The 25,254-nt window shown below is 70.1% G+C and carries 21 protein-coding genes; 11 read left to right on the top strand and 10 right to left on the bottom strand.

The features are described 5' to 3' along the window. Positions 1–10: 10 nt before the first annotated feature. The 3 genes from MKD50_RS24280 to MKD50_RS24270 form a co-directional block, all read right to left on the bottom strand. Complete coding sequence (locus tag MKD50_RS24280; protein WP_252669016.1) at positions 11–1,738, bottom strand: putative 2-aminoethylphosphonate ABC transporter permease subunit; 1,728 nt, start codon at positions 1,736–1,738, stop codon at positions 11–13. After that, a complete protein-coding gene (locus MKD50_RS24275) occupies positions 1,735–2,838 on the bottom strand; it encodes a putative 2-aminoethylphosphonate ABC transporter ATP-binding protein (RefSeq protein WP_252669065.1) in 1,104 nt (367 codons plus the stop codon). The genes MKD50_RS24280 and MKD50_RS24275 overlap by 4 nt, the downstream gene beginning before the upstream one ends. Positions 2,839–2,966: 128 nt before the next feature. Next, on the bottom strand, positions 2,967–6,167 hold the full coding sequence (locus MKD50_RS24270; RefSeq protein ID WP_252669014.1) for a bifunctional diguanylate cyclase/phosphodiesterase: 3,201 nt from the start codon (positions 6,165–6,167) through the stop codon (positions 2,967–2,969). Positions 6,168–6,429: 262 nt separating this feature from the next. Between MKD50_RS24270 and MKD50_RS24265 the strand changes: the two genes are divergently transcribed. Next, entirely contained in the window at positions 6,430–8,445 is a 2,016-nt protein-coding gene (locus MKD50_RS24265; RefSeq protein ID WP_252669012.1) for a sensor domain-containing diguanylate cyclase, read from the top strand. Here the strand turns inward: MKD50_RS24265 and MKD50_RS24260 are convergent. Continuing rightward, positions 8,439–8,813: a hypothetical protein gene (locus MKD50_RS24260; protein WP_240071389.1), complete on the bottom strand. Its 375-nt coding sequence runs from the start codon at positions 8,811–8,813 to the stop codon at positions 8,439–8,441. The genes MKD50_RS24265 and MKD50_RS24260 overlap by 7 nt on opposite strands. A gap of 322 nt (positions 8,814–9,135) precedes the next feature. Here MKD50_RS24260 and MKD50_RS24255 point away from each other — a divergent pair, with 322 nt between their 5' ends. Then, the gene (locus MKD50_RS24255; protein WP_018006016.1) at positions 9,136–9,486 is read left to right on the top strand and encodes a four-helix bundle copper-binding protein; all 351 of its coding nucleotides are present in this window, start codon (positions 9,136–9,138) and stop codon (positions 9,484–9,486) included. Between the two features lie 27 nt (positions 9,487–9,513). Here the strand turns inward: MKD50_RS24255 and MKD50_RS24250 are convergent, their stop codons facing one another. Then, positions 9,514–10,398, bottom strand: coding sequence for a LysR family transcriptional regulator (locus MKD50_RS24250; protein WP_240071388.1), 885 nt, complete (start codon positions 10,396–10,398; stop codon positions 9,514–9,516). A gap of 130 nt (positions 10,399–10,528) precedes the next feature. On the opposite strand from MKD50_RS24250, the gene fumC reads away from it, so the two are divergent. After that, positions 10,529–11,935 carry a class II fumarate hydratase gene (gene fumC / locus MKD50_RS24245; protein WP_115699395.1) on the top strand — a complete coding sequence of 469 codons (1,407 nt, stop codon included), beginning with the start codon at positions 10,529–10,531 and terminating at the stop codon, positions 11,933–11,935. A gap of 58 nt (positions 11,936–11,993) precedes the next feature. Here fumC and MKD50_RS24240 read toward each other — a convergent pair whose 3' ends face one another. Further along, positions 11,994–12,764 (bottom strand): ferredoxin--NADP reductase, encoded by a 771-nt coding sequence (locus MKD50_RS24240; RefSeq protein WP_240071387.1) that lies wholly within the window; start codon positions 12,762–12,764, stop codon positions 11,994–11,996. A gap of 259 nt (positions 12,765–13,023) precedes the next feature. Here MKD50_RS24240 and MKD50_RS24235 point away from each other — a divergent pair, with 259 nt between their 5' ends. Continuing rightward, entirely contained in the window at positions 13,024–13,773 is a 750-nt protein-coding gene (locus MKD50_RS24235; RefSeq protein WP_115699393.1) for an SDR family oxidoreductase, read from the top strand. Between the two features lie 15 nt (positions 13,774–13,788). Here the strand turns inward: MKD50_RS24235 and MKD50_RS24230 are convergent, their stop codons facing one another. Then, positions 13,789–14,130 carry a hypothetical protein gene (locus MKD50_RS24230; RefSeq protein WP_111520887.1) on the bottom strand — a complete coding sequence of 114 codons (342 nt, stop codon included), beginning with the start codon at positions 14,128–14,130 and terminating at the stop codon, positions 13,789–13,791. Between the two features lie 170 nt (positions 14,131–14,300). Here MKD50_RS24230 and MKD50_RS24225 point away from each other — a divergent pair, with 170 nt between their 5' ends. Continuing rightward, the gene (locus MKD50_RS24225; protein ID WP_111520885.1) at positions 14,301–15,224 is read left to right on the top strand and encodes a LysR family transcriptional regulator; all 924 of its coding nucleotides are present in this window, start codon (positions 14,301–14,303) and stop codon (positions 15,222–15,224) included. A gap of 83 nt (positions 15,225–15,307) precedes the next feature. Further along, on the top strand, positions 15,308–15,781 hold the full coding sequence (locus MKD50_RS24220) for an aminoacyl-tRNA deacylase (protein ID WP_115699392.1): 474 nt from the start codon (positions 15,308–15,310) through the stop codon (positions 15,779–15,781). A 61-nt stretch (positions 15,782–15,842) separates the two neighbouring features. Here MKD50_RS24220 and eutC read toward each other — a convergent pair whose 3' ends face one another. Next, positions 15,843–16,640: an ethanolamine ammonia-lyase subunit EutC gene (gene eutC, locus MKD50_RS24215; protein ID WP_371925391.1), complete on the bottom strand. Its 798-nt coding sequence runs from the start codon at positions 16,638–16,640 to the stop codon at positions 15,843–15,845. Positions 16,641–16,676: 36 nt separating this feature from the next. Then, positions 16,677–18,059, bottom strand: coding sequence for an ethanolamine ammonia-lyase subunit EutB (locus MKD50_RS24210; RefSeq protein ID WP_252669009.1), 1,383 nt, complete (start codon positions 18,057–18,059; stop codon positions 16,677–16,679). Between the two features lie 223 nt (positions 18,060–18,282). On the opposite strand from MKD50_RS24210, the gene MKD50_RS24205 reads away from it, so the two are divergent. Continuing rightward, on the top strand, positions 18,283–19,320 hold the full coding sequence (locus MKD50_RS24205; RefSeq protein ID WP_115699390.1) for an AI-2E family transporter: 1,038 nt from the start codon (positions 18,283–18,285) through the stop codon (positions 19,318–19,320). Positions 19,321–19,486: 166 nt separating this feature from the next. Here MKD50_RS24205 and MKD50_RS24200 read toward each other — a convergent pair whose 3' ends face one another. Beyond that, positions 19,487–20,206 carry a FadR/GntR family transcriptional regulator gene (locus tag MKD50_RS24200; RefSeq protein WP_172582319.1) on the bottom strand — a complete coding sequence of 240 codons (720 nt, stop codon included), beginning with the start codon at positions 20,204–20,206 and terminating at the stop codon, positions 19,487–19,489. Between the two features lie 125 nt (positions 20,207–20,331). On the opposite strand from MKD50_RS24200, the gene MKD50_RS24195 reads away from it, so the two are divergent. From MKD50_RS24195 to MKD50_RS24180, 4 genes are all read left to right on the top strand, one after another. Further along, a complete protein-coding gene (locus MKD50_RS24195; protein WP_252669008.1) occupies positions 20,332–21,114 on the top strand; it encodes a (Fe-S)-binding protein in 783 nt (260 codons plus the stop codon). Continuing rightward, positions 21,111–21,809 (top strand): LutC/YkgG family protein, encoded by a 699-nt coding sequence (locus tag MKD50_RS24190; protein WP_252669007.1) that lies wholly within the window; start codon positions 21,111–21,113, stop codon positions 21,807–21,809. Before MKD50_RS24195 ends, MKD50_RS24190 begins: the two co-directional genes overlap by 4 nt. Then, positions 21,809–23,254 (top strand): LutB/LldF family L-lactate oxidation iron-sulfur protein, encoded by a 1,446-nt coding sequence (locus tag MKD50_RS24185; RefSeq protein WP_252669006.1) that lies wholly within the window; start codon positions 21,809–21,811, stop codon positions 23,252–23,254. The genes MKD50_RS24190 and MKD50_RS24185 overlap by 1 nt, the downstream gene beginning before the upstream one ends. Positions 23,255–23,517: 263 nt before the next feature. Then, positions 23,518–25,227, top strand: a complete 1,710-nt coding sequence (locus MKD50_RS24180; protein WP_115699385.1) for a lactate permease LctP family transporter — start codon at positions 23,518–23,520, stop codon at positions 25,225–25,227. The last annotated feature ends 27 nt before the right edge of the window (positions 25,228–25,254 follow it).

Genomic DNA, 25,254 nt, shown 5'->3' with positions numbered 1-25,254 from the left:
CGGGTGCGGCTCAGCCGGCGCGCCAGCGCTGCGCGCGACGCAGCCAGCCGCCCGCGAGCGCGTGCAGCAACAGCGCGGCCAGCACGGCGGTGAGCAGGATCAGCGTCGACATCGCCGCGGCAGGCGCGGTATCGCCGGCATCGTCCATGTTCAGGACCGAGATCGCGGCCAGCACGGTGTCGGGGCTGTACAGGAAGATCACCGCCGAGACCGTGGTCATCGACGACACGAACAGGTAGCGGAAGATGTCGAGCAGCGCCGGCAGGCACACCGGCACGGTCACGCGCCAGCACGTCAGCAGCGGCGCCACGCCCAGCGACAGCGCGGCGGCCTCGAACTCCTGGTCGAGCTGGCGCAGCGCGGCGGCAGCGGTGAGGTGGCCGGTGGTGTAGCAATGCGCGACATTGCACACCACCAGCAGCGCCATGGTGCCGTACAGCGCATGCAGCGGATTGCCGGGCGCGTTGAAGAAGAACACATAACCCAGCCCCAGCACCAGGCCCGGCACCGCCATCGGCAGCAGAAAGCCCGCGCGCAACACGCCATGCAGCCAGGCCGGCCCGCGCGTGCGCAAGGTCAGCCAGGTGCCGAGGAAGATCGCCACGGTGCCTGCCAGCGCGGTCAGTACCGACAGCTTCAGGCTGTTGCGGTAGGCCAGCCAGCCGCCACCATCCATGTTGTCGAAGTCGTAGTGCGCCAGCGTCAGGCTCAGGTTGTACGGCCACAGCTTGACCAGCGACGCCCACACCGCGGTGGCGACCACCGCCAGCAGCGCGGCGCTGACGACCAGCACCAGCAGCAGGCACGCGCCGTCGCGGCCGCGCTCCGGCGCCGGCACGTACACCTGCGCGCGGCTGCCAAGCTGCATGCGCTGGCGCCGCTGCAGCGCCATGTCCACGGCGAAGGTCAGCAGCGCGGGCGCCAGCAGCAGCATGCCGATCAGCGCGCCGCGGTCGAACTGCTGCTGCCCTACCACGGCCTTGTACGCCTCGAGCGCCAGCACCGGGTAGCCGCCTCCCACCACCTTGGGCACGCCGAAGTCCGTGATCACCAGCGTCAGCACCAGGCACGCCGCGGCGAACAGGCCCTGGCGCGCGCCCGGCAGCGTCACGGTGCGGAAGCTGCGCCACGGCCCGGCGCCCATGGCGCGCGCCGCTTCATAGAGGCGCGCATCGGCCAGCGACAGCGTCGCCACCAGCACCATCAGCGCATGCGGGAAGGTGTAGAAGGCCTCGCCCAGCACGATGCCCCAGAAGCCGTAGATGCCGCCCGGGCCGAACACCTCGCGGAAGATGCCCTGGTTGCCGAACAGATAGACCAGCGCGATCGCCGGCAGCAGCGACGGAGCGAACAGCGGCAGCAGCGCAATGCCGCGCCACAGCGGCCGCAGCGCGATGCAGGAACGCTGCAGCGCGTAGGCAAAGCCGAACGCCAGCGGCACCACCAGCGCCACCACCGTCAGCGACACGGCCACGCTGCGCCCGAGCATCGGCAGGAAGTTGGGGCCGGATACCAGCGCCGCCATGCGCGCGCCCAGCACCCACTGGCCCGCGCCATCGAACCAGGCCTGGCGGAACAGCGCCAGCAGCGGCAGCAGCAGGCCGACGGCGAGCCCGGCCAGCCAGAGCCACTTCATCGCGGCCGGGGCGCCGTGCGCCAGCCGCGCGCCCAGGCCGGTGCCGCGCCGATGCGACGCCGGTGCCTGCGCCGGCAACGCGGCGGTGGCGGCGCGCATCATGCGAACACCCGCAGCGCTGGCGCCGGCAGGGCGATCCAGAACTTGTGGCCACCCGCCTGCGGCAGCCTGTGCCGCGCCTCGCGCGCAACGTCGGCAATCAGGGGCAGGCCAGGCAGGCGGTCGGCCTCCAGCGCCAGCCGGTAGCGGTTGCCCAGGTAGGTCTGGTCGACCACGCGCGCCAGCAGACGGTTGGGCTCGGCGGGGTCCGGGTCCAGCCGCACCGCTTCCGGACGGCAGCACAGCCGGCCGGCGCCGGCCACCGGCAGCGGCGCGTCGACCAGCAACTCGACCGCCTGGCCGCCCTCGCCGATGGTGAAGCGCCCGGCCGGCCCGCTGTGCCCGGGCAGCCAGTTGGCCTGCCCGACAAAGCCGGCGACGAAGGCTGACGCCGGCTGCTCGTAGATCTCGGCGGGCGTGCCCGCCTGCACGATGCGCCCGCCATCCATCACGGCGATGCGGTCGGCCATGGTCATGGCCTCTTCCTGGTCGTGGGTGACCATCACGGTGGTGATGTTCAGGCGGCGCTGCAGCTGGCGCAGCTCGGCGCGCAGGTGCTCGCGCACGCGCGCGTCGAGCGCCGACATCGGCTCATCCAGCAGCAGCAGCGAAGGCGCCGGCGCCAGCGCGCGGGCCATCGCCACGCGCTGCTGCTGGCCGCCAGAGAGCTGCCCCGGGAACTTGCGCTCGCTGCCCGCCAGGCCGACCAGGTCGAGCATCTCGGCCACGCGCGCGTTGCGGTGCGTGCGTCCCATGCCGCGCCCGTGCAGGCCGTAGGCAACGTTCTGCGCCACGGTCAGGTTGGGAAACAGCGCGTAGGACTGGAACAGGATGCCGTAGTCGCGCGCCTGCGGCGGCAGGCAGGTCAGCTCGCGCGCGCCGGCGTGGATGCGGCCGGCGTCCTCTCGCTCCAGGCCGGCGATGATGCGCAGCAGCGTGGTCTTGCCGCAGCCGGACGGGCCCAGCAGGCACAGCAGCTCGCCCTGCCCGACCGACAGCGACACGCCGTCCAGTGCGAGGAAGCCGCCGGAGCCGCCAAAGCGCTTGCTGACCTGCTCCACGGCCAGGAATGCCCTGCCCTGCGTTGGCTTGCCTGCCTGCATCACCGAATCTCCCTGCATCTCGATCGAATTGGCCGCCAGCATAGGCAGCGCAGATGCCAGCCATATGGCAGATCGGCAAAGGTTTTCGATGGAGGTATCGGGGGATTTGGGATGCGGCGCAGGCGCGCTCAGGCCTGTTGAGTTGTGGACGCCGGGGGGATCTCGGCCGTATCCGGCACTGCCAGCGGCGTGCGCAGCACCTCGCGCAGCGCCTGCTGCGGCACGCCCTGGCTGAACAGGAAGCCCTGCAGCCCGTCGCATCCCTGCGCGCGCAGGAAGGCAAACTGCGCCGCGGTCTCCACCCCTTCGGCGATCACCTTGAGATGCAGCTGGTGCCCCAGCGCGATGATGGCCGCGGCCACGGCCTGGTCATGGCCGGGCGTGTCCACGCCGTCGACGAAGGACTTGTCGATCTTGAGCCGGCTGATCGGCAGACGGGTCAGGTAATTGAGCCCCGAGTAGCCGGTGCCGAAGTCGTCGATCGACAGCCCCACGCCCAGTTCGCGCAGGCGGCGGAAGGTTTCGATGGTGGTCTCGCCGCCATCGACCAGGATGCCCTCGGTGACTTCGATCACCAGCCCCTGCGGCGGCAGGCCGGCCTGCTGCAGGCAGCGCGCCACGGTGTCGGGAAAGTCGGCCTGGCGCAGCTGCAGCGGCGAGATATTGACCGCCACTTCTAGCTCGCGGCCCAGTTCCTCGCGCAAGGCCTGGATCTCGCGGCAGGCGGTGGCCAGGGCCCATTCGCCCAGCGGCACCACCAGGCCGCTCTGTTCGGCAATGGGGATGAACTCGGCCGGCTGCATTGCGCCGCGCTCGGCGGTCTCCCAGGTGATCAGCGCCTCGACCGCGGGAATGGTCAGCGTGGCGGTATCGACGATCGGCTGGTAGCGCAGCCGGAATTCGTTGCCGGCCAGCGCGCGCCGCAGCAGGCCTTCGATGGTGAAGCGCGTCAGCGAGGCCTCGGCCATCGCGCTGGCAAAGCGGCACAGGCGCGCGCGCCCGCCCTGCTTGGCGGCGTAGACCGCCGAGTCGGCGGACTTGAGCAGCTCGGTCAGCGTGTCGCCGTCGTCGGGGAAGACCGCCATGCCGATCGACGGCGTCACGCGCAGGCGCTGGCCGCCGGCCACCAGTTCTTCATTGACGCGCGCCTGGATCTTGGCGGCGATCAGCTCGGCTTCGCTGTCGTGGCGCAGGCCGGCCAGCACCACGCCGAACTCGTCGCCGCCCATGCGCGCCACCAGGTCGCCCTGGCGCACCGTGCCCTTGATGCGGTCGGCCATGGTGCGCAGCACGTCGTCGCCCACCGGGTGGCCGAGCGAATCGTTGATGCGCTTGAAGTGGTCCAGGTCGAGCAGCAGCAGCGCGACGCGCTCGCCGCGGGTGCGCGCGTGCAGCAGCAAGGCCTGCGCGCGCTCGCTCAGTTCGGCGCGGTTGGGCAGGCCGGTCAGCGGATCGTGCAGCGCCAGGTGCCGGATGTACTCGTCCACGCGCAGGCGCTCGGTCAGGTCATGGCCGAGCGCCTGGTAGCCGGTCGGCGCGGCGCTTGCAGTCATCGGCAGCGCCGACACCGCCAGCCGCACCGGCATGCGCGAGCCGCCCTTGCGCACCCAGGTCCATTCGCGTTCATCGGTCAGCCCCAGCCGCGGCTTGGCCAGCAGCGCGGGCAGGCCCGGCGGCACCGGCGCGCCCAGCTCGGCGCTGAGCGCGCGCGCGTGGTCGGCCAGTTCGGCGGCGACATGCAGGCCGGTCATGGGCATGTGGCCGACCAGCTCGGCGCTGCTGTACCACAGCATGCGCTGGCCGGCCGCGTTGATGCCGGTGATCAGGCCGTGCTCGTCGAAGGTGATGACGCAGAAGGCGGCATGGTCGAGCAGGCCGGCATAGCGCGCCGCCTGCACCGCGGCGGCATCCTGTGCGCGCCGCGCGGGCGCGAGGTCGGTGACCGCCCACAGCCGGTGCGGCGCGACGCCGTCGCCAGCGGGCAGGCGCGCGACGCTGACGCGCAGCGCGAAGCTGTCGCCGTCGGCACGCACGCCGGCCAGTTCGCGGTGGGTCGCGGAACCCGCGGCGGCGTCGGCGGGCACCACCCCGGCGGCGCCGGGAATCAGCGCGTCCAGGCTGCGTCCGGCCAGGCGCCTGGCATCGGTGCCCAGCAATTGCCCGGCGCGCTCGCTGGCGCGCACCACCACGCCCTGCGCATCGGTCACGACAAAGCCGTCGGCGGACTGCGCCAGGCAGGCCTGCAGCATGGCGCTGTCGTCTTCCCAGGCGTGCACGGCCCGCGCCTCGCGCTGGCGCGCGGCGCGGCCCTGGCGCGCCAGCGCATGGGTCAGCCAGGCCAGCAGCAGCGTCGCCAGCGCACCCGCGGCCGGGACCAGCAAGGCGGGCCGCGGGCCATGCGCGGCTTCGAAAGCCGGACGGGTAGCGGCGCGCAGCGTCCAGCTGCGGCCACCGTAGTGGAACTGGCGCTCGCCCCGCAGCTGCGGGGCACTGCCGTCCTCGCGCAGCTCGCCTTCGGTGGGACCGCCCGACAGCAGCGCGCCGGCAGCGGCGGGGCCGCCTTCGTGCAGCGACAGCTCGAGTTCGTTCGACGCCGAGGCCCCGACCGCGCGCATCAGGTCGCCCAAACGCAGCGACAGGTAGACGTAGCCGAGCACGGCTTCGCGCCGCTGCGCCACCGTGCCGACCGGAGCACCGCCGCCATAGACCGGCAGGAACACCAGCGCGCCGCGCTGGCGCGCCGCGGCCCCGGTGGCTTCGACTTCGCCGATCGGATCCAGGCCGGCGCTCAGGCGCGGCTCGCCGCTGTCGCGCGCGGCTTCGAGCGCGGCCCGGCGGGTGGGCTCGGACAGCATGTCGAAACCGGCGATGCGCATGCTGCGCCCGTCCAGCGGATCGATGTAGAGGATGGGCGCGTACAGCTCCCGCGCGCCGGCGGGATGGACGCTGTAATCGGCAAGGCCGTCGGCGCGGGCGGCCTGCACCAGTTGCGGCACCTGCCGTGGCGTGGCGAGCGGCGCATAGCCGATGGCCTGGGTGCCGGCCGGCAGGTCGTCGCGCTGCGCGGTATAGAGGTAGTTGCGCCATTGCGCGCGCGAGCTGCCGGGATTGGCCGTCATCACCGCGGCCACGCCGCGCAGCAGCCGTTCGTTCTCCAGCATGCGCTCGCGCAGCGCGCTGCCGGCCTGCGCCAGCAGCGCATCGAAGTGCTGCTGCGCGGCGCGGCGCTCGAGCCGGTCGGCCTGCAGCCATGCCCCCGCCGTCAGCAGCGCGCCGCCGGCCGCGACCAGCAATGACAACAGGGCGGGAGAAAGCGAAGTCAGTCTCATGGTCGGTGGGTTCCGGCATGCGGCAGGGGCACCGCCCCTGCGCAGGCATGCCGCCACGCGGCCGGCCTTCGCCTTAGCGGGGGACTATACCGTGGCGCAGGCAGCGCGCACAGCCCCGCCGCGGCATGGCAAGCGGTGCGGGTGAAATGCCCGATACCCCACCAAGGCAGGGGTATGGTAGGGTTGCACCCGAGACTCGACCTGCAGTTTGCGACAAGCCTGCGCCGTTCCTCGCTGGCCTTGCGCCCCCACTGCACCCGACATGCCCGTTTACACGCCCACGCTGAAAGCGCGCATAGCGATCATCACCACCGTGCTGGCCGCGGTATTCGGCACCGGCATCGTACTGATCGCCCTGTATGACGCGCACAGCGATCTGCACGATGCGCTCGAAGGCCAGCAGGATTCCGTGGTCAAGCTGACCGCCAACCAGCTCGACACGGCCATGAACGACCGTATCCAGTTGCTGGCGCACCAGGCCGACCAGCTCGGCGGCCTGCTCGCGCAGGCGCACGGCGCGCAGGCTGCCGCGGCGCGGCAGCGCACGCTGCAGGCGCTGTCCGCCGCGATCCCGGTGCCGGCGGCGTTCAACGCGCTGCTGGTCGCCGACCAGCACGGCAATGTCCTCAGCGACCAGGGCGACGGCGCCGCAGTCAGCGACCGCGCCTACTTCCGCGAGGCCGCGCGCACCCTGGCCCCGGTGGTGTCGCCGCCGATCCGCTCGCGCACCAGCGGCCAGATGGGCGTGCTGGTGGCGGTGCCGGTGCTGTCGCCGCAGCGCGGCTTCCTGGGTCTGGTGGGCGGATGGCTGGACCTGTCCAGCGCCAACTTCCTGGTCGACATCCTGCACAACCGGCTCGGCACCACCGGCTACTACTGCCTGGTCTCGGCCGGGCGCGAGCCGGTCTACGTGCGCCATCCCGATCCCTCCCAGGCACGCCAGCCGGCCCGGCCCGTGGCCGATACCTGCGGCGAGGACGACAGCCCCGCGCCGCTGGAATTCCTGACGCCGGCGCGGCCGGTGATCGCGCGCTACCTGATGTCGAGCACCGGCTGGGAACTGGTGGCATTGCTGCCGGCGCGCGAAGCCTACGCGCCGCTGCGACAGATGCAGCAGCGCTTTCTCGGCATGGCGGGGGTGGCGATGGCAGGGGTGGCGCTGCTGATCTGGCTAGCGGTGCGGCGCCAGCTGATGCCGCTGTCGCGCCTGCACCGGGTGGTGCTGGCGAGCGCCAACGACCTGTCCGCATTCGAGCGGCTGCCCACGCGCCAGCAGCGCGACGAGATCGGCGACCTGACGCGCGCCTTCATCAAGCTGATGCGCGACGTGCGCGAGCGCCGCCAGGCGCTGGACCGCAGCGAGCGGCGGCTGCGCGCGGTGACCGACACGTTGCCGTCGCTGCTGGCCTTTGTCGATACCGAAGCGCGCTATGTGTTCAACAACCTGGCCTATGAGCGCGTGTTCGGCCTGAAGCCCGAAGAACTGCGCGGCAAGGCCATGCGGGAGGTACTCGGCGAAGCCCGCTTCGCGCGCGTGCGGCCGTTCCTGGAGCGCGCGCTGGCCGGCAGCGCGGTGACCTTCGAAACCGAGGACGAGAGTCCCGACTACCACTGCATGGAAACCAGCCTGCGTCCGGAATGGAGCCCCGACGGCCGCGAAGTGGTGGGCGTGCATGTCCACGTGCAGGACATCACCCAGCGCAAGCTCGAAACCCAGCGCCTGGCGCGCATGTCGCGCACCGACCACCTGACGCAGCTGCTCAACCGCAGCGCCTTCGAAGGCCAGCTGCACGCGGCCATGGCGCGCAGCCGCGAGCAGGGCACGCTGATGGCGCTGCTGTATCTGGACATGGACCGCTTCAAGGCGGTCAACGATATCCACGGGCACGCCGCCGGCGACCTGCTGTTGCAAGACTTTGCCCGGCGCGTGCGCCACTGCGTGCGCGACACCGATACCGTGGCCCGCCTGGGCGGCGACGAGTTCGCCGTGGTGCTGGAAGAACTGCCCCGGCCCGCGGCGGCACGCCGCGTGGCGCAGGCGATCCTGCAGGCGATGGATGTCCCGTTCAGCTTCGAGGGCGTGCGCGCCGACGTCGACGTCAGCATCGGCTTGGCGCTGTACCGCGGCGGCCCGGCGCAGGACCACGAGCTGATGCGGCTCGCGGACGTGCTGCTATACCGCGCCAAGGGCGCGGGCCGCGGCCGCTACGAGATCGGCCCGCCCGAGCTGGCGGATGAACCCAGCCCGCAGCACGCGGGCCCGTCCGCGGCTCAGTGAAGCGTGCCGGCGGGCTTGTCCGGCACCGCGCCGGCCGCGCCCTCGGGCTCGAACGGCACGTGGCGGCCGTCGCTGGACTGGTAGCCGAGCTGGGCGTCGGCGCCAAGCATCTTTTCCCAGGCGATCATGGCCTGGGCGACGGCCTCGGGCGCGCCCTTGAACACCACCACGTCGTTGCCGCAGCTGGGGCATTCGCCGCCGAACACCGCGTCGATGCCGGGCAGGCCCGGCACGTCGAGCGCGTCGAACTGCGCAAACGCGGTCTTGCAGTGCCCGCACACCAGTTGGGCGGGGCGCAAGGCCTCGATCTTTGCGCGTGCCTGTGCCGCACGCTCCTCGGGAGTTCCCCGCCGTTTTGCCTCGCCCATGATGTTCCTTCCTTCCCGTGCTGCCGGTGTGTGTGTTTGCAGCGGCCGGCCGCTCTGGCCGGTGCCGTGCCTGTTAGATGCGCAATGCGGGCCGGTGGTGCCCCGGACCGTGGCCAGGTGACGGCCGCGATGCCTGCGGGCCGGCGCCTGCCGTCCGCGCCTACCCGGCATTGTAACCAGCGCGGCGCTGCAAATACCGGGCCGACAGGAAGCGGCAGCGCCTGCTATTGTGGATAACGATGCCCCGTGCGGGCGCGGATGCGCCGCCTGCCGCACCGCGGGCATGCCGGTTCCATCCACCTACCCCGAAGGAGGACGTTCCATGATCCGACCCACCGTGCAGGAAAACGCCGCCCGCTACGCCGACTGCATTGCCGCCTGCAATGCCGCGGCGGCGGCCGCCCTCAAGTGCGCGGCCGCCTGCCTGGAAGAACAGGACGTGCGCAAGATGGCGCGCTGCATTGCGCTGGACATGGATTGCGCCGGCATCGCCCAGCTGGCCGCGTCCTACATGCTGCGCAACAGCGAGTTCGCGCCGCTGGTGTGCGAGGACTGCGCCGAGGTCTGCAAGTGGTGCAAGGAGGAATGCGAGCGCCATGATGCCGAGCACTGCCAGGAATGCGCGCGCGCCTGCGCCGCCTGCATGGAGCAGTGCCTGAAAATGACCGCGTAGCGCGGGCGCGCTCGGGCGCCGCCTGGCTCAGTCGCCGCCGGGCGCCTGCCCCGGCGGCGAATCCGCCAGCGCGGCGAAGGCATCGATCAGCCGCGCGCCGCGCCGCTCGCGCAGGCAATACAGGTATTCGTGCAGGCACGGCGCGGCATCGGTGAAGCCCAGCACGCGCAGGTCAGGATGGCTCGGCACCTCATGCCGGGCGATCACCGAAACCCCGAGGTTGCGGATCACCGCTTCGCGGATCGATTCCCGGCTGCCGATTTCCATCTGCGCCGCCGGGCTGACGCGCGCCTGCGCCAGCATGTCCTCGGTGGCGATGCGCGTGGTCGACCCCAGCTCGCGCATCAGCAGCCGACAGCCCGCCAGCGCGCTCACCGGCACTTCGGTATGCCCGGCCAGCGCATGGGTGCGGTGCACCACCAGCATCAGTGGGTCCACCCCCAGCAGCATGCGCGACAGGCGCGCATCGTCGACGCGCTGCGACGAGGTGGCGAGGTCGACGCGGTATTCCTGCAGCGCCTCCAGCACCTCCCGCGAGTTGCCGGTGACCACGCTCACGTCGATGGCCGGGAACCGCTCGCTGAAGCGGCGGATCAGTTCCAGCACGTAGTAAGGCGCGGTGGCGCCCACGCGCAGGCTGCCGGTGCGCAGGTCGCCAGAATGGCGCAGGAAGAAATCGATCTCGGTTTCCTGCTGCACCAGCGCCTCGACCCGGGGCAGCAGTGCCAGACCGGCGTCGGACAGCGCCAGCCGGCGCCCGCCGCGATGGAACAGCTCGACCCCGTAGGCCTCTTCCAGCGCGCGGATCTGCGCGGTGATGGTGGGCTGCGACAGGCCCAGGCGCTTGGCCGCCTGCGTGACGCTGCCGATGCGGGCCACCATGAAGAAGGATTTGAGCTGGGCGATGAGCATGCGGCGGAAGTTGTCGCGATAGCCGGCAAGACAGCGGGGCGCGGGCACCCGCCTTGGCGAAGCGGTATTCTAATGGACCGCACCATGCCCTCCGGCCCAGCCGTCCGCCGCCTTGCCAAGGAGCCAGCCCATGCCAGACCCGTCCACCGCCGCCACCCGCATCGAAAAAGACAGCCTGGGCGACGTGCCCGTGCCCGCCGACCACTTGTGGGGGGCGCAGACCGAACGCTCGCGCCAGAACTTCCGCATCGGCACCGAGAAAATGCCGCCCGCGCTGATCGAGGCCTTTGCCATCCTGAAGCTGTGCGCGGCGCGCGCCAACGGCGAACTGGGCGTGCTGCGGCCCGAACTGGCGCATGCCATCGAGCAGGCCGCCGCCGAGGTCATCGAAGGCCGCTGGCCTGACGAGTTCCCGCTGTCGGTCTGGCAGACCGGCTCGGGCACGCAGACCAACATGAACCTGAACGAGGTCATCGCCAACCGCGCCATCCAGTTGCTGGGCGGCGAGGTCGGCAGCAAGACCCCGGTGCACCCCAACGACCACGTCAACGCCAGCCAGTCGTCCAACGACAGCTTCCCCACCGCGATGCACATCGCCGCCACGCGCGCGATCCAGCAGGAACTGCTGCCCGCACTGGAACAGTTGCAGCAGACTTTCGCGCGCAAGGTCGAAGCCTTTGCCGATATCGTCAAGGTGGGCCGCACCCACCTGCAGGACGCGGTGCCGCTGACGCTGGGGCAGGAATTCTCCGGCTACATGGCGCAGGTGGCCGATGCCCAGTCGCGCCTGCAGCAGGCCATGCTGCGGGCGATGCCGGTGGCGCAGGGCGGCACCGCGGTCGGCACCGGCCTGAACGCGCCGCACGGCTTTGCCGCCGCCTTTGCGCGCGCGCTGGCCGACTACACCGGCCTGCCGTTCGAGCCCGCGCCTAACCGCTATGCGCTGCAGGCCGCGCACGACGCGCTGGCCGACCTGTCGGGCGCGCTCAACACCACCGCCTCGTCATTCCTGAAGATCGCGCGCGATTTCATGCTGCTGGGCTCGGGCCCGCGCGCCGGCTTTGCCGAGCTGGTGCTGCCGGCCAACGAGCCGGGCTCGTCGATCATGCCGGGCAAGGTCAACCCGACCCAGGCCGAGGCGCTGGCGATGGTGTGCTGCCGCGTGATCGGCAACCACACCACGGTGACGCTGGCGAACGGACTGGGCACGCTCGAGCTGAACGCCTACAAGCCGGTGATCATCTACAGCCTGCTGCAATCGGTGAGCCTGCTGGCAGGCGCGGCGTCGAGCTTCGCCGAGCATATGGTCGAGGGGGTCGAGGCCGACCGCGCACGCATCGCCGAACTGCTGGAGCGCTCGCTGATGCCGGTGACCGCGCTCAATCCGCATATCGGCTACGACCGCGCCGCGGAAATCGCCAAGCTCGCGGTCAAGCGCAACCTGTCGCTGCGCGAGGCCGCGATCGCCTCGGGGCATGTCACCGAGGCGCAGTTTGCCGAGTGGATCGATTTGAAGGGGATGACGCGCGAGGTGTAGCGCGCGAGGGGACACAACCGGGACGCCCGGCGCGGTTCCGCGCCGGGGTGGGCCGGCCTTAGCCGACGAAGGCCTTTTCCAGCACGAAATGGCCGGGGTGGCTCATATTGCCTTCGGCAAAGCCGCGCGCTTCCAGGATGGCGCGCACGTCCTTCAGCATATCCGGGCTGCCGCACAGCATGATGCGGTCGTTCTCGGTCGAGAACGGCGCCACGCCCAGGCGCTCGAACAGCTCGCCGGAGGCGATCAGGTCGGTGATGCGGCCGCGGTTGTCGAACTCTTCGCGGGTCACGGTCGGGAAGTACACCAGCTTCTCGCGCACCAGCTCGCCCAGGTGCTCGTGCTGCGGCAGGTGTTCCTGGATCAGTTCGCGGTAGGCCAGCTCTTCGACGAAGCGGCAGGTATGGGTCAGCACCACCCTGTCGTAGCGCTCGTAGACGTCGGGATCGCGGATGATCGACAGGAACGGCGCCAGGCCAGTGCCGGTGGCCAGCAGCCACAGGGTCTTGCCGGGCAGCAGGTTGTCCACCAGCAGCGTGCCGGTCGGCTTCTTGCCGACGTAGATCTGGTCGCCCTCGCGCAGATGCTGCAGGCGCGAGGTCAGCGGGCCGTCGGGCACCTTGATGCTGAAGAATTCCAGCGTCTCTTCGTAGTTGGCGCTGGCGATGCTGTAGGCGCGCAGCAGCGGGCGGCCATTCACTTCCAGGCCGACCATCGCGAACTGGCCGTTTTCAAAGCGGAAACCGGGGTCGCGCGTGCAGGTGAAGCTGAAAAGGGTGTCGGTCCAGTGATGGACGGAAAGGATGGATTGCTGGTTCAGATTGCTCATGGCAAGACGCGGAATACAGCGCAACGGCGCGCCAAAAAAACGGCTGGGAAGGAAGCGATCTTAACGCAAGCCCCGGCTCGGCGCAGGCGGAGCCTGCAACGCCAGCAAGGGATTAGCGCCAATCCGGCGCGCGTGAGACGAAGCCATCACGTCCGGGATTGTTGATCGGTTTTGGCTAATCCTTTTTTCCGGAGGGCATTTATCCAGGAAGCGCCAACATCCATCATGCAGCCATCCCCAACCCGACCAGGAAACTGCCATGACCTCCGTTCCCGCTACTTCCCGCCGTGCCGCGCTCGTCACCGGCGCCTCCCGCGGCATTGGCCGCGCCATTGCCTTGCGGCTGGCCGCCGACGGCTTTGACGTAGCCATCGGCTATGCCGGCAACGCGGCCCGCGCCGAAGAGACCGTCGCCGCGGCACGATCGGCCGGCGCCAACGCGATCGCCGTCCAGGGCGACGTGGCGCAGGCGCCGGACGTGGCGCGCCTGTTCGATGCCGCGCAACACGCCTTCGGCCGGCTCGACGTGGTGGTCAACAGCGCCGGCATCATGACGCTGAAGCCGGTGGCGCCGGCCGGCGTCGACGCCTTCGACCAGACCATCGCCACCAACCTGCGCGGCGCCTTCCTGGTGCTGGGCGAGGCCGCCGCGCGGCTGGGCCAGGGCGGACGGATCATCGCGCTGTCGACCAGCGTGATTGCGCGCGCCTTCCCAGGCTACGGGCCGTATATCGCGGCCAAGGCGGGCGTCGAAGGGCTGGTGCGGGTGCTGGCCAACGAACTGCGCGGCCGCGGCATCACTGTCAACGCGGTGGCGCCGGGCCCGGTCGCGACCGACCTGTTCTTCGACGGCAAGTCAGAGGAGCAGGTGGCGCAGCTGGCAAAACTGGCGCCGCTGGAGCGGCTCGGCACGCCCGACGACATCGCCGCGGCGGTGGCCTTCCTGGCGGGGCCGGACGGTGCGTGGGTCAATGCACAGGTGCTGCGCGCCAATGGCGGCTATGCCTGAAGCGACGTCCCGGCTTCACCCGCCGGGCGTGAGCGCGCCGGACAGTTCGCAGCGCTGGCGCGCCAGCGCTTCGCGCGAATAGCCATGGCGCACGCGCAGCTGGTGTTCGACGGCGTCGGCCTGGTCCAGGCACGCGAACACCAGGTCGTCCTTGACGCGTTGCGACACGCCCTTCAGGCGCGGCGCCTCGTACGCAACCTGGCGCGCGCGGCAGCGCAGGAACAGCAGGGTTTCCTGGGAGGCGATGATGAGCTGGTCATGCTCGATCCGCTTGCAGTCGACCAGATCCTGGGCGGAGGCGCTGGCGCCGGCAAAGAACAAAGGCAGGCACAGCCATCGGCGCAACGAGCGGTGCATGGCAAACGGGGGCGCAGTAGGCCAGTTGAGGGTCCGGCTCGAATCATTGCCCAGACCCGCGCACAGTGCAAGCCGCAGTGCGCGCAACATCGCATTGCGGCGCGCGGCGGCGCCGGCGTGGCAGTATACGGGGGCCTGTCACCGCCCGCCGTCTTGCTCTGATCATCCCCATGGACCTGAACGCCCTGCGCCTGTTCGTCGACATCGTCGACGCCGGCAACCTGAGCGCGGCCGCGCGCAAGCTCAAGATGACGCGCGCCAATGTCAGCTACCGGCTCAAGGCGCTGGAAGAAGAGCTGGGCGTGCAGCTGCTGCGCCGGACCACGCGCCACGTCGAGCCGACGCCGGTCGGCGCCGGGCTGTACGAGCACGGCCGCAATATCCTGGGCGAGGTCGCGGCGGCCAATGCGCTGATCAGCAACATGGGCAAGAGCCTGCAGGGCCATGTGCGGCTGTCGGTGCCCACCGGGCTGGGCCATTCGCTGCTGTCGCCGCTGCTGGTGCGGTTCAAGCAGCGCTACCCGGACATTACGCTGGATGTCGTGTTCGACAACCGCGTGCACAACCTGGTGTCCGAGGACGTGGAAGTGGCGCTGCGCATCATCTCGACGCCGCCCGATTCGGTGGTCGCCACCGAGATCGGCGCGGTCGACTGGATCGTCTGCGCCGCGCCCGCGTATCTTGCCGGCCACCCGGCGCCGCAGGCACTGGCGGGGCTGCAGTCGCATGCCATCGTGTGCGCGTCGCCGGTGGGGCAGAAGCTCAAGGCATCGGGCTCGCGCGCAGGCGGCAACGATGGCGAGGTGCGCGAACAAGTGGTGCTCGAGCCCACGCTCAGCTCGGAGAATTTCGCCTTCCTGAAAGAGGCGGTGCTGGCCGGCCTGGGCGTCGGCATCTTCCCGATCTATGCGATCGGCGCGGAACTGGACAGCGGCGCACTGGTGCCGCTGCTGTCCGACTACCGCATCAGCGTGTTCGGCAGCAAGCTCTACATGCTGACCATGCCCAACCGTTACCAGACCCTGGCCACGCGCTACCTGCTGAATTTCCTGAAGACCGAACTGCAGGCGGTGTGGCCGCGGCTGCACCGCTAGCAACAGGCCATCGCCATGGCGCCGGGGCACTATATTAGGAGCACAAGGATAACCGTCGGCGCATCCGGAACCTAGGAGCAACCATGGCCCTGGCTAGTACGCTCGCAAACTGCCTGAGCAGCAAGAACACCCGCTACGACATCATCCGCCACCCCTACACCCTGAGCAGCATGGCCACGGCAGAGGCCGCGCACGTGCCCGGGGACCGGCTGGCCAAGACGCTGTTGCTGGAGGATGAACGCGGCTATGTCGCCGCTGTGATCCCTTCGAGCCATCACCTGCAGATGGCCGCCATCTGCGAACAGACCGGGCGCGACCTGGTGCTGGCGCACGAGGACGAGATCCGCGAGATATTCAAGGATTGCGACCTCGGTGCGATTCCGCCGGTGGCGATGGCATACGGCATGACAACTTATGTGGACGACAGCCTGATGCAGCAGCCCGAAGTGTATTTCGAGGGCGGCGACCACCAGGACCTGGTGCACATGAGTGGCGACCAGTTCAAGCAACTGATGTCGGATGCGGGGCATGGGCAATTCTCGCGCCGCATGATGTAAGCGGTGCGACGGCAACGGCCAACACGCGGGTCGCGGCCCGCGCGGTGGCCGTTTTGCTGTTTCAGCGGATCTGTGGCGAGGCCTCGCCGCCTGCGGACAACGCCGCCGCGCTGTCGTCCTTCAGGTCCACGCCTGAGCGCCCGAGCGCCGCCGCGCCGCAAAGCAGAAACACCAGCCGGTCGGCGGCCTGTGCGTAGGACAGCCCCTCCGGGCGCACGTTAGAGATGCAGTTGCGCTCGGCATCGGTGCGGCCGACGCGCGGTGCATGGGTCAGGTAGATGCCGAGGCTGTCGGGCGAACTCAGCCCGGGCCGCTCGCCGATCAGCATCACCACCTGGCGCGCGCCCAGGCGCTCGCCGATCTCGTCGCCCAGCGCCACGCGCGACTGCTCGGCCACCACCACGGGACCGATCTGCCAGTCCGGCGGCAGGCGCTCGCGCGCCGCCTGAAGCAGCGGCAGCGCATGGCGCTGCGTGGCCAGCGCGGACAGGCCGTCGGCAATCACGAATACCACATCAGGCGCCTGCTGCGGCCGCGCCGCGTCCAGCCGCTTACGGCTGACGTCGTCGAGACGACGGCCCAGGTCGGGGCGGCGCAGGTAGTGTTCGCGGTCCGGCGCCGCGCTGTGCACTGCCACGTGCGCCAGCCCGGCCGCATCCAGCGCCGCGGTGACCGCGCCCACCTCCAGCGCCAGGTGCACCGCATCGCGCGCCTGCGCGTGGGCCAGGCCGAACGCCAGCACGGCGTCGGTGGGCTGGCTGTGGCCGGTGCGGCCCAGCGCGATGCGCGCGCGCGTGAAGCGGCGCAGCCGTTGCCACGGGTCGGCTTCGGCCGCCACCGCGGGGTCGGGGTCCGGCATGGCGGGAGCCTGGTGTTCGGAGGTCATCGCGGCTCCTTACAAGCTGTGGGCCATCTGCAGCAGCGGCTGGCGCGCCGCGGGCTCCAGCAGCCGGCCGGCGCCGTCGGCAATGCCCATGCGCTGCAGCCAGGCCTCGAATTCCGGCGCCGGGCGCAGCCCCAGCACTTCGCGCAGGTACAGCGCGTCGTGGAACGAGGTGCTCTGGTAGTTGAGCATGATGTCGTCGGCACCAGGCACGCCCATGATGAAGTTGATGCCGGCCACGCCGAACAGCGTCAGCAGCGTATCCATGTCGTCCTGGTCGGCCTCGGCATGGTTGGTGTAGCAGACGTCGCAGCCCATCGGCACGCCCATCAGCTTGCCGCAGAAGTGGTCTTCCAGCCCGGCGCGGATGATCTGCTTGCCGTCGTACAGGTACTCCGGCCCGATAAAGCCGACCACGGTATTGACCAGCAGCGGCGAGAACGCGCGCGCCACCGCATAGGCGCGCGCCTCCATGGTCTGCTGGTCGACGCCATGGTGCGCGTCGGCCGACAGCGCGCTGCCCTGCCCGGTCTCGAAATACATCAGGTTGTCGCCCACGGTGCCGCGCGCCAGCGCCTGCGCGGCGTCGTGCGCCTCGGCCAGCAGCGACAGGCTGATGCCGAAGGCCGCATTGGCGCGCTCGCTGCCGGCCACGGACTGGAACACCAGGTCCACCGGCGCGCCCTGGCCGATCGCGCGCAGCGTGTTGGTGACATGGGTCAGCACGCAGGACTGCGTGGGGATGTCGAAGCGGCTGCGCAGCTCGTCGATCATGCGCAGCAGCGAGACGATCGCGCCGAGGTTGTCCGAGGCCGGATTGACGCCGATGGTGGCATCGCCGCAGCCATAGAGCAGCCCGTCGATGATCGAGGCGGCGATGCCCTTGGGATCGTCGGTCGGATGGTTGGGCTGCAGCCGCACCGCCAGCCGGCCCGGCAGGCCCACCGTGCTGCGAAAGCGCGTGACCACCTGGCACTTGCGCGCCACCGCGACCAGGTCCTGGTTGCGCATCAGCTTGCTGACCGCCGCCGCCATCTCCGGCGTGATGCCGGGCGCCACCCGCGCCAGCATGGCGCTGTCGGTCTCATGCCGCAGCAGCCAGTTGCGCAGATCGCCCACGGTGGTGGCATCGATCGCGGCAAAGGCAGCGGCGTCATGGCGGTCTTGGATCAGGCGCGTGACCTCGTCGTCTTCATAAGGCACCAGCGCCTCGCTCAGGAAGCGCGTCAGCGGCACCTCGGCCAGCGCCAGCCGTGCCGCCATCCGCTCCTGTTCGCTTTGCGCGGCGAGGCCCGCCAGCGCGTCGCCGGAGCGCGCCGGGCTGGCCCTGGCCAGCAGCGAGCGCAGGTCGGCAAAGACGTGGCGGTGGTTGCCGATGGTATGGGTGTAGGCCATGCGTTGCGTTCCTGTACCGGGCGACAATCGAAGACAGCGCGGCGAACGGCTGGCCGTGCACGATTCCCCCTAATATAGACACCCTTTGCGTGTGCCGATATGCCAACATCGGCGCCAGGTCGCGGCGGCCGGGCGACCGAAACCGCGACTGACGCAGCCGTTACATCTGGATCGGCGAGAATCCAGGAATAATTTTTCAGCAAATTGCATGCCGGAGACACCAATGAAAGAGCCCGAACCGACCGCCACCCCGCGCCTGCCGCCGGCCGCGTGGTACAGCGTCGGCACTGTCGCCTACCTGCTGACCGCGCTGGCGCTCTGGACCGTGCTGCACGCCAACCTGGTGGCGGCGCTGCTGTCCGGGCTGCTGCTGTATTCGCTGGTGGACGTGCTGGCGCCGCGCCTGAAGCGCCTGCACCAGCGCCACGACGCGCTCGCGGTGGCGATCCTGTCGGCGCTGATCCTGCTGGGGCTGACGCTGGCGGGCTGGCTGCTGGTGCGCTTCGTCAGCGGCGAGGGCAATACCCTGGACGGCCTGCTCAACCACGTCGCCGACATCATCGACCGCTCGCGCGGGCAGCTGCCGCCGTGGGTCAGCGACGCGCTGCCCAACGGCGTCGACGAACTGGCCAACACGCTGATCGAGACGCTGCGCGAACACGCCGCGATGGCGCAGAAGCTGGGCGCCGAGGTACTGCGCACGCTGGTGCATATCCTGATCGGCCTGGTGATCGGCGCGATGGTGGCGCTGTACCGCGCGGTGGCGCGCCCCAACCGGCGCCCGCTGGCGGCCGCGCTGGTGGCGCGCGCGCGTACGCTGCAGCTGGCGTTCTCGCAGTTTATCTTCGCGCAGATCCAGATCTCGGCGATCAACACCGTGCTGACCGCGGTCTACCTGCTGCTGGTGCTGCCGCTGTTCGGTGTGCACCTGCCGCTGAGCAAGACCCTGGTGGTCATCACCTTCGTGGCGGGGCTGCTGCCGGTGCTCGGCAACCTGATCTCGAACACGGCGATCGTGGTGGCCTCGCTGTCGGTGTCGCTGCCGATCGCGGTGGCATCGATGGTGTTCCTGGTGGTGATCCACAAGCTCGAGTATTTCCTGAACGCGCGCATCATCGGCGCGCGCATCCAGGCCGCGGCGTGGGAACTGCTGATGGTGATGTTGCTGATGGAGACGCTGTACGGCATCCCGGGCGTGATCGCCGGGCCGATTTTCTACGCGTACCTGAAGCGCGAGCTCGCCGGCGCCGGTCTGATCTGAATGCCGCAGCCGGCACGCCGGGCCGGTGGTAGGACCAATAAGCGGGCCTCTACCCAAATGCCGTTAAGTTAACGACCGTCGTTCCCGCGCAGGCGGGAACCCAGTGACTTTCAAAGACGCTGGATTCCCGCCTGCGAAGGAATGACGGTATTCCTCTACCCTGTATTCAGGCCCCGTCCTGCTCCACGCGGCTGCGCACGAAGTCGATGTGAGTCTGCATCGCCGTGCGCGCTTCTTCGGGCCGGCGCGCGCAGATGGCATCGCACAGCGTGCGGTGCTGCAGCAACAGCAGGTCCGAGGCGCCATCGTCCTGTTCGCGCAGGCCGGTGCCGTTGATGGTGATGTGCTCGCGCAGCATGCCGATCACGCTGGTATGCAGGTGCAGGAACATGGTGTTGTGCGAGGCCTGGGCGATGGCGTCATGCAGCTGCGCGTCGGCATCGGCCTCGGCCTGCTTGTCGTCGGCGGCGCGCGCCCGCTCCAGTTCGGCCATCAGCGCGCGGATGCGCTTCACGTCGGCGGCATCCGCGCGCAACGCCGCGAAGTAGGCCGTGGCGCCTTCCAGCACGCGGCGGAACTCGAGGATGTCTTCGCGCAGCGCGGGATGGTCGGCCACCAGCTGGCCCCACGGCGAGGCAATGCCGGCGCGCAGCTGGTCGGTGGCATAGACGCCCGCGCCGCGCCGGCTCTGCAGCAGGCCGCGCGCGGCCAGGCGCTGGATCGCCTCGCGCACGGTGTTGCGCGCCACCGCGTACTGCTCGGCCAGCACGCGCTCCGCCGGCAGACGCGTGCCGGGCGGCCAGGTGCCGTCGAGCAGCGCGGTTTCCATGCGCCGCATCACCGACTCCACGCGTCCGCGGGAATGCCCGTGCCTGGCTGCCGTCATGCCGTACTCCCTCGCTCCTGAACGTGCGCGGCGCTCATTTTGAATTGGTCCGACCAATTTGAACCGCCGCGCGGAAGCGGGAATTATGCGCCCAAACGTGCGACCCAGCACGTGTGGAGCGAGACATGAAGGATCGTCAGTACCCCAGCGGCCCTGCCCCCACGCAGGCCTACCTGTTTGCCACCTGCCTGGTCGACATGTTCGTGCCGCAGGCCGGCCTCGATGCCGTGCGGCTGCTCGAGCGCGAAGGCCTGACCGTGCATTTCCCGCGCGGCCAGAGCTGCTGCGGCCAGCCCGCCTACAGCAGCGGCAACCCCGACGCGGCGCGTGCGGTGGCGCGCGCCCAGCTCGACCTATTCGGCCAGCCCTGGCCGGTGATCGTGCCGTCCGGCTCGTGCGCCGGCATGATGCGCCACCACTGGCCGCAGCTCTTTGCCGACGATCCGGTGGCCGGCCCGAAGGCCCGCGAACTGGCCGGGCGCGTCTATGAGCTGGGCGAGTTCCTGCTGCACGTGCTGAAGGTGGACTTCGGCACCGCCGCGCCGTCGGCCCCGCCACCGGAGCGCATCGTGCTGCATACCTCGTGCGGCGCGCGCCGCGAAATGGGCACGCGCGGGCACGGCGTGGCGCTGGTCGATGCACTGCCGGGCGTGACCCGCGTCGAGCATGCGCGCGAGTCAGAATGCTGCGGCTTCGGCGGCACCTTCTCGCTCAAGCATCCCGATATCTCGGGCGCCATGGTGCGCGACAAGGTGGCCTCGGCCTGTGCCACCGGCTGCGACCGCCTGGTTTCGGCAGACTGCGGCTGCCTGCTCAATATCGGCCATACCGCCGCGCACGACCGCGCCCCGCTGCAGGTGGAACACCTGGCCAGCTTCCTGTGGCGCCGTACCGGAGGTGCCGCATGAGCACACCTGGCGCCCGCGAACGCATGCTGGGGCGGCTGCGCGCCGCCGCGCCCGTGCCGTCGCCGCAAACTACCGAGCTCGATCGCCGCATCGACAGCCATTTCGAAGCGCGCCGCCACGGCACGCCCGCGACGGACGAGCGCGTCGCCGCGATGCAGGCGGCGCTGCAGGGCCTGCATGCCGAGGTCTGGCGCGCCGACGCCACCGCCTGGCCGGCCTTGCTGGCTGCGGAACTGGCCAGCGCCGGCGTGAAGCGGCTGCTGCTCGATCCGGCCAGCGCGGCTGGCGCGGCGCTGGCAGCCGCGTTGCCGGCGGGGATCGAAGTGATCGGCTACGACCGCCCGATCGAGGCGTGGAAGGCCGAACTGTTCGACACCGTCGATGCCGGCTTCACCGTCGCGCGCTCCGGCATCGCCGCCACCGGCACGCTGGTGCTGGCGCCCGATGCGGGCTCGCCGCGCACGGTGTCGCTGGTGCCGCCGCTGCATGTGGCGCTGGTGCGGGCTTCGACGCTGCATGACGACCTGCACATGGCCGCGCGCGCCGAGCGCTGGGCCAACGGCATGCCGACCAACCTGGTGCTGGTCTCCGGCCCGTCCAAGACCTCGGACATCCAGCAAACCCTGGCCTACGGCGCGCATGGTCCGCGCCGGCTGTGGGTCGTGATCGAAACCGACACCGCGGAGGCCGCGTGATGAGCCAGCAGACCCTGCAATTCGTTGCGCCGCGAGAGTTCAAGGCCCGCGCCCGCGAGGCGCTGGACGACCCCAAGCTGCGCCAGAGCTTCCGCGGCGCGATGGACTTCCTGCAAGGCAAGCGCCTGGCGCAGTTTCCCGACGCCGACGAGCTCGAACGCCTGCGCGACCTGGGCGAGGCGGTGCGCCAGCACGCGCTGGCCAACCTGCCGGACCTGCTGGTGCAGCTGGAACAGAAGCTGACCGCCGCCGGCGTGCAGGTGCACTGGGCCGAGACCGCCGACGAGGCCAACGCCATCATCCACGGCATCGCCAGCGCCAGGCAGGCAAGGCGCGTGATCAAGGGCAAGTCGATGGCCAGCGAGGAAATCGAGCTGAACCATTACCTGGCTGAACGCGGCGTGGAATGCATCGAGTCGGACATGGGCGAGTACATCGTCCAGCTGGCCGGCGAGAAACCCTCGCATATCGTGATGCCGGCGATCCACAAGACCAAGGGTGATATCGCGCAGCTGTTCACCGAGCATATCCCCGACACGCCCTATACCGAGGACGTCGACGCGCTGATCCAGACCGGCCGCCGCGCGCTGCGCCAGGCCTTTGTCGAGGCCGATATCGGCCTGTCCGGCGTGAACTTCGCCGCCGCCGACACCGGCACGCTGTGGCTGGTGGAGAACGAGGGCAACGGCAGGCTGTCCACCACCGTGCCCGACGTGCATATCGCCATCATGGGCATGGAGAAGGTGGTGGCCCGGCTCGAGCACATCGTGCCGCTGTCGACGCTGCTGACGCGCTCGGCCACGGGCCAGGCCATCACCACCTATTTCAACCTGATCTCGGGCCCGCGCCGCGCGGGCGAGCGCGACGGCCCGCGCGAAGTGCACCTGGTGCTGCTCGACAACGGCCGCACCCAGGCCTATGCCGATGCGCAATTGCGCGCCACGCTGCAATGCATCCGCTGCGGCGCGTGCATGAACCACTGCCCGGTCTACACCCGCATCGGCGGCCACGCCTATGGCACGACCTATCCCGGCCCCATCGGCAAGATCATCTCTCCCCACCTGCTGGGGCTGGAGGCGACCGCGGACCTGGCCACGGCATCGAGCCTCTGCGGCGCCTGCGGCGAAGTGTGCCCGGTGCGCATCCCGATCCCGCAGCTGCTGGTGCGACTGCGCACCGAGGCCAATCGCGATCCCGAAGAGCAGGTCGCCAACCCGCTGCGCGGCCAGGGCGCGAAGTACAGCCGCGGCGAGCACCTGGTGTGGCGCTTCTGGAGCGGCGCCTATGCGCACCCGGCGGCGTACCGGCTGTTCCGCTGGGCCGCGACGCGGCTGCGCGCGCTGACTCCGGCGCGGCAGCTGGGCTGGACGCAGCACCGCACGCCGCTGAAACCGGCGGCGAAGAGCCTGGCGGACCTGCTGAAGGAAAAGGGGCAGCCGGAGTAAGCGGCGCCAGGCGCGGCGCAGTACAGCGCTGACGCTTCCAGCACCCGACTGTGTACTCCCTCTCCCGCTTGCGGGAGAGGGTTGGGGAGAGGGCGAGAGCATCGACGAAGTACAACGCTGCCGCATAACGACGGCCTGCCCTCTCCCCCGCCCCTCTCCCGCGAGCGGGAGAGGGGAGCAAACAAGCGGGAACGGGGACGGCCTCGGTACTCGCACACAAAACAAGAATTTTCCCGAACCACCACCAAATCAGGAGACCACCCTTGCAACCCTGGACCCAACTCTACACACCACTAGGCAGCCTGTGGCTGTCCTCGCTGGCGGCAGCAATCCCCATCCTGTTCTTCTTCATCGCGCTCGCGGTATGGCGGATGAAGGGCCATGTCGCCGCGGCGGTGACGCTGCTGCTGGCCCTGGCCGTGGCGATCTTCGCTTACGGCATGCCCGCGCAGCAGGCGCTGGCCGCGGCCGGATTCGGCTTTGCCTACGGCCTGTGGCCGATTGCGTGGATCATCGTGACCGCGGTGTTCCTCTACAAGATCGTGGTCAAGACCGGCCAGTTCGAGGTGATCCGCGCCTCGGTACTGTCGATCACCGACGACCAGCGCCTGCAGATGCTGCTGATCGGCTTTGCCTTCGGCGCCTTCCTGGAAGGCGCGGCGGGCTTCGGCGCGCCGGTGGCGATCACCGCGGCGCTGCTGGTGGGGCTGGGCTTCAACCCGCTGTACGCGGCGGGGCTGTGCCTGATCGCCAATACCGCGCCGGTGGCGTTCGGCGCGATGGGCATTCCCATCATCGTGGCCGGGCAGGTGACGGGCCTGGACCCGTTCCATATCGGCGCCATGGCCGGTCGCCAGTTGCCGCTGCTGTCGCTGCTGGTGCCGTTCTGGCTGGTGTTCATGATGGATGGCGCCAAGGGCGTGCGCGAGACCTGGCCGGCGGCGCTGGTGTGCGGCGGCAGCTTTGCCGTGACGCAGTACTTCACCTCCAACCATATCGGGCCGGAACTCCCGGATATCACCTCGGCGCTGGTGAGCCTGGTATCGCTGGCGGCGTTCCTGAAGGTGTGGCAGCCGCGCAGCGCATCGCAGCGCGCCGGCGGCGGCACCGGCAACGTCAGCGGCGGCACGGTCGCGCTGGCGGGCTTTGGCGGCGGCTTCGGCGGCGCGGTGCAGAGCCGCAAGGCATCGCCCTACACGCTAGCGCAGACGCTGCGCGCGTGGGCGCCGTTCGGCATCCTGACCGCCATCGTCACGGTGTGGAGCCTGCAGCCGTTCAAGGCGCTGTTCGGCGCCAACGGCCCGCTGGCGGGCACGGTGCTGAAGTTCAAGGTCCCGGGTCTGGATCAACTGGTGATCAAGGCCGCGCCGATCGTGACCACGCCCAAGGCCTATGACGCGGTGCTGAAGATCGACCTGCTCTCCGCCGTCGGCACCGCGATCCTGCTGACCGCGCTGATCTCCGCCGTGCTGCTGCGCATGAAGCCGCGCCACCTGCTGGCCACGTTCGGCGAAACGCTGGTGGAACTGGCGCGCCCGGTGCTGTCGATCGGGCTGGTGCTGGCGTTCGCCTTTGTCGCCAACTACTCCGGCATGTCTTCGACACTGGCGCTGCTGCTGGCCGGCACCGGTGCGGCGTTCCCGTTCTTCTCGCCGTTCCTGGGCTGGCTGGGCGTGTTCCTGACCGGGTCCGACACCTCGTCGAATGCGCTGTTCTGCGCGCTGCAGAACACCACCGCGCACCAGATCGGCGTGTCTGACACGCTGATGGTCGCGGCCAACACCACCGGCGGCGTCACCGCCAAGATGATCTCGCCGCAATCGATCGCGGTGGCCTGTGCCGCGACCGGCCTGGTGGGCAAGGAATCGGAGCTGTTCCGCTTCACCGTGAAGCACAGCCTGCTGTTCGCTGTGATCATCGGGGTGATGACGATGGTGCAGGCGTATTGGCTGCCGGGGATGATTCCGGGGTAACGCCCGTATCGCACCGCTTGCGTGCTC

The organism is Cupriavidus mimosae (assembly GCF_023952485.1).
Classification (GTDB): Bacteria; Pseudomonadota; Gammaproteobacteria; order Burkholderiales; family Burkholderiaceae; genus Cupriavidus; species Cupriavidus taiwanensis_C.
Note: the sequence above shows the minus strand (reverse complement) of the source record. Positions and strands in the feature narration are given on the sequence as shown.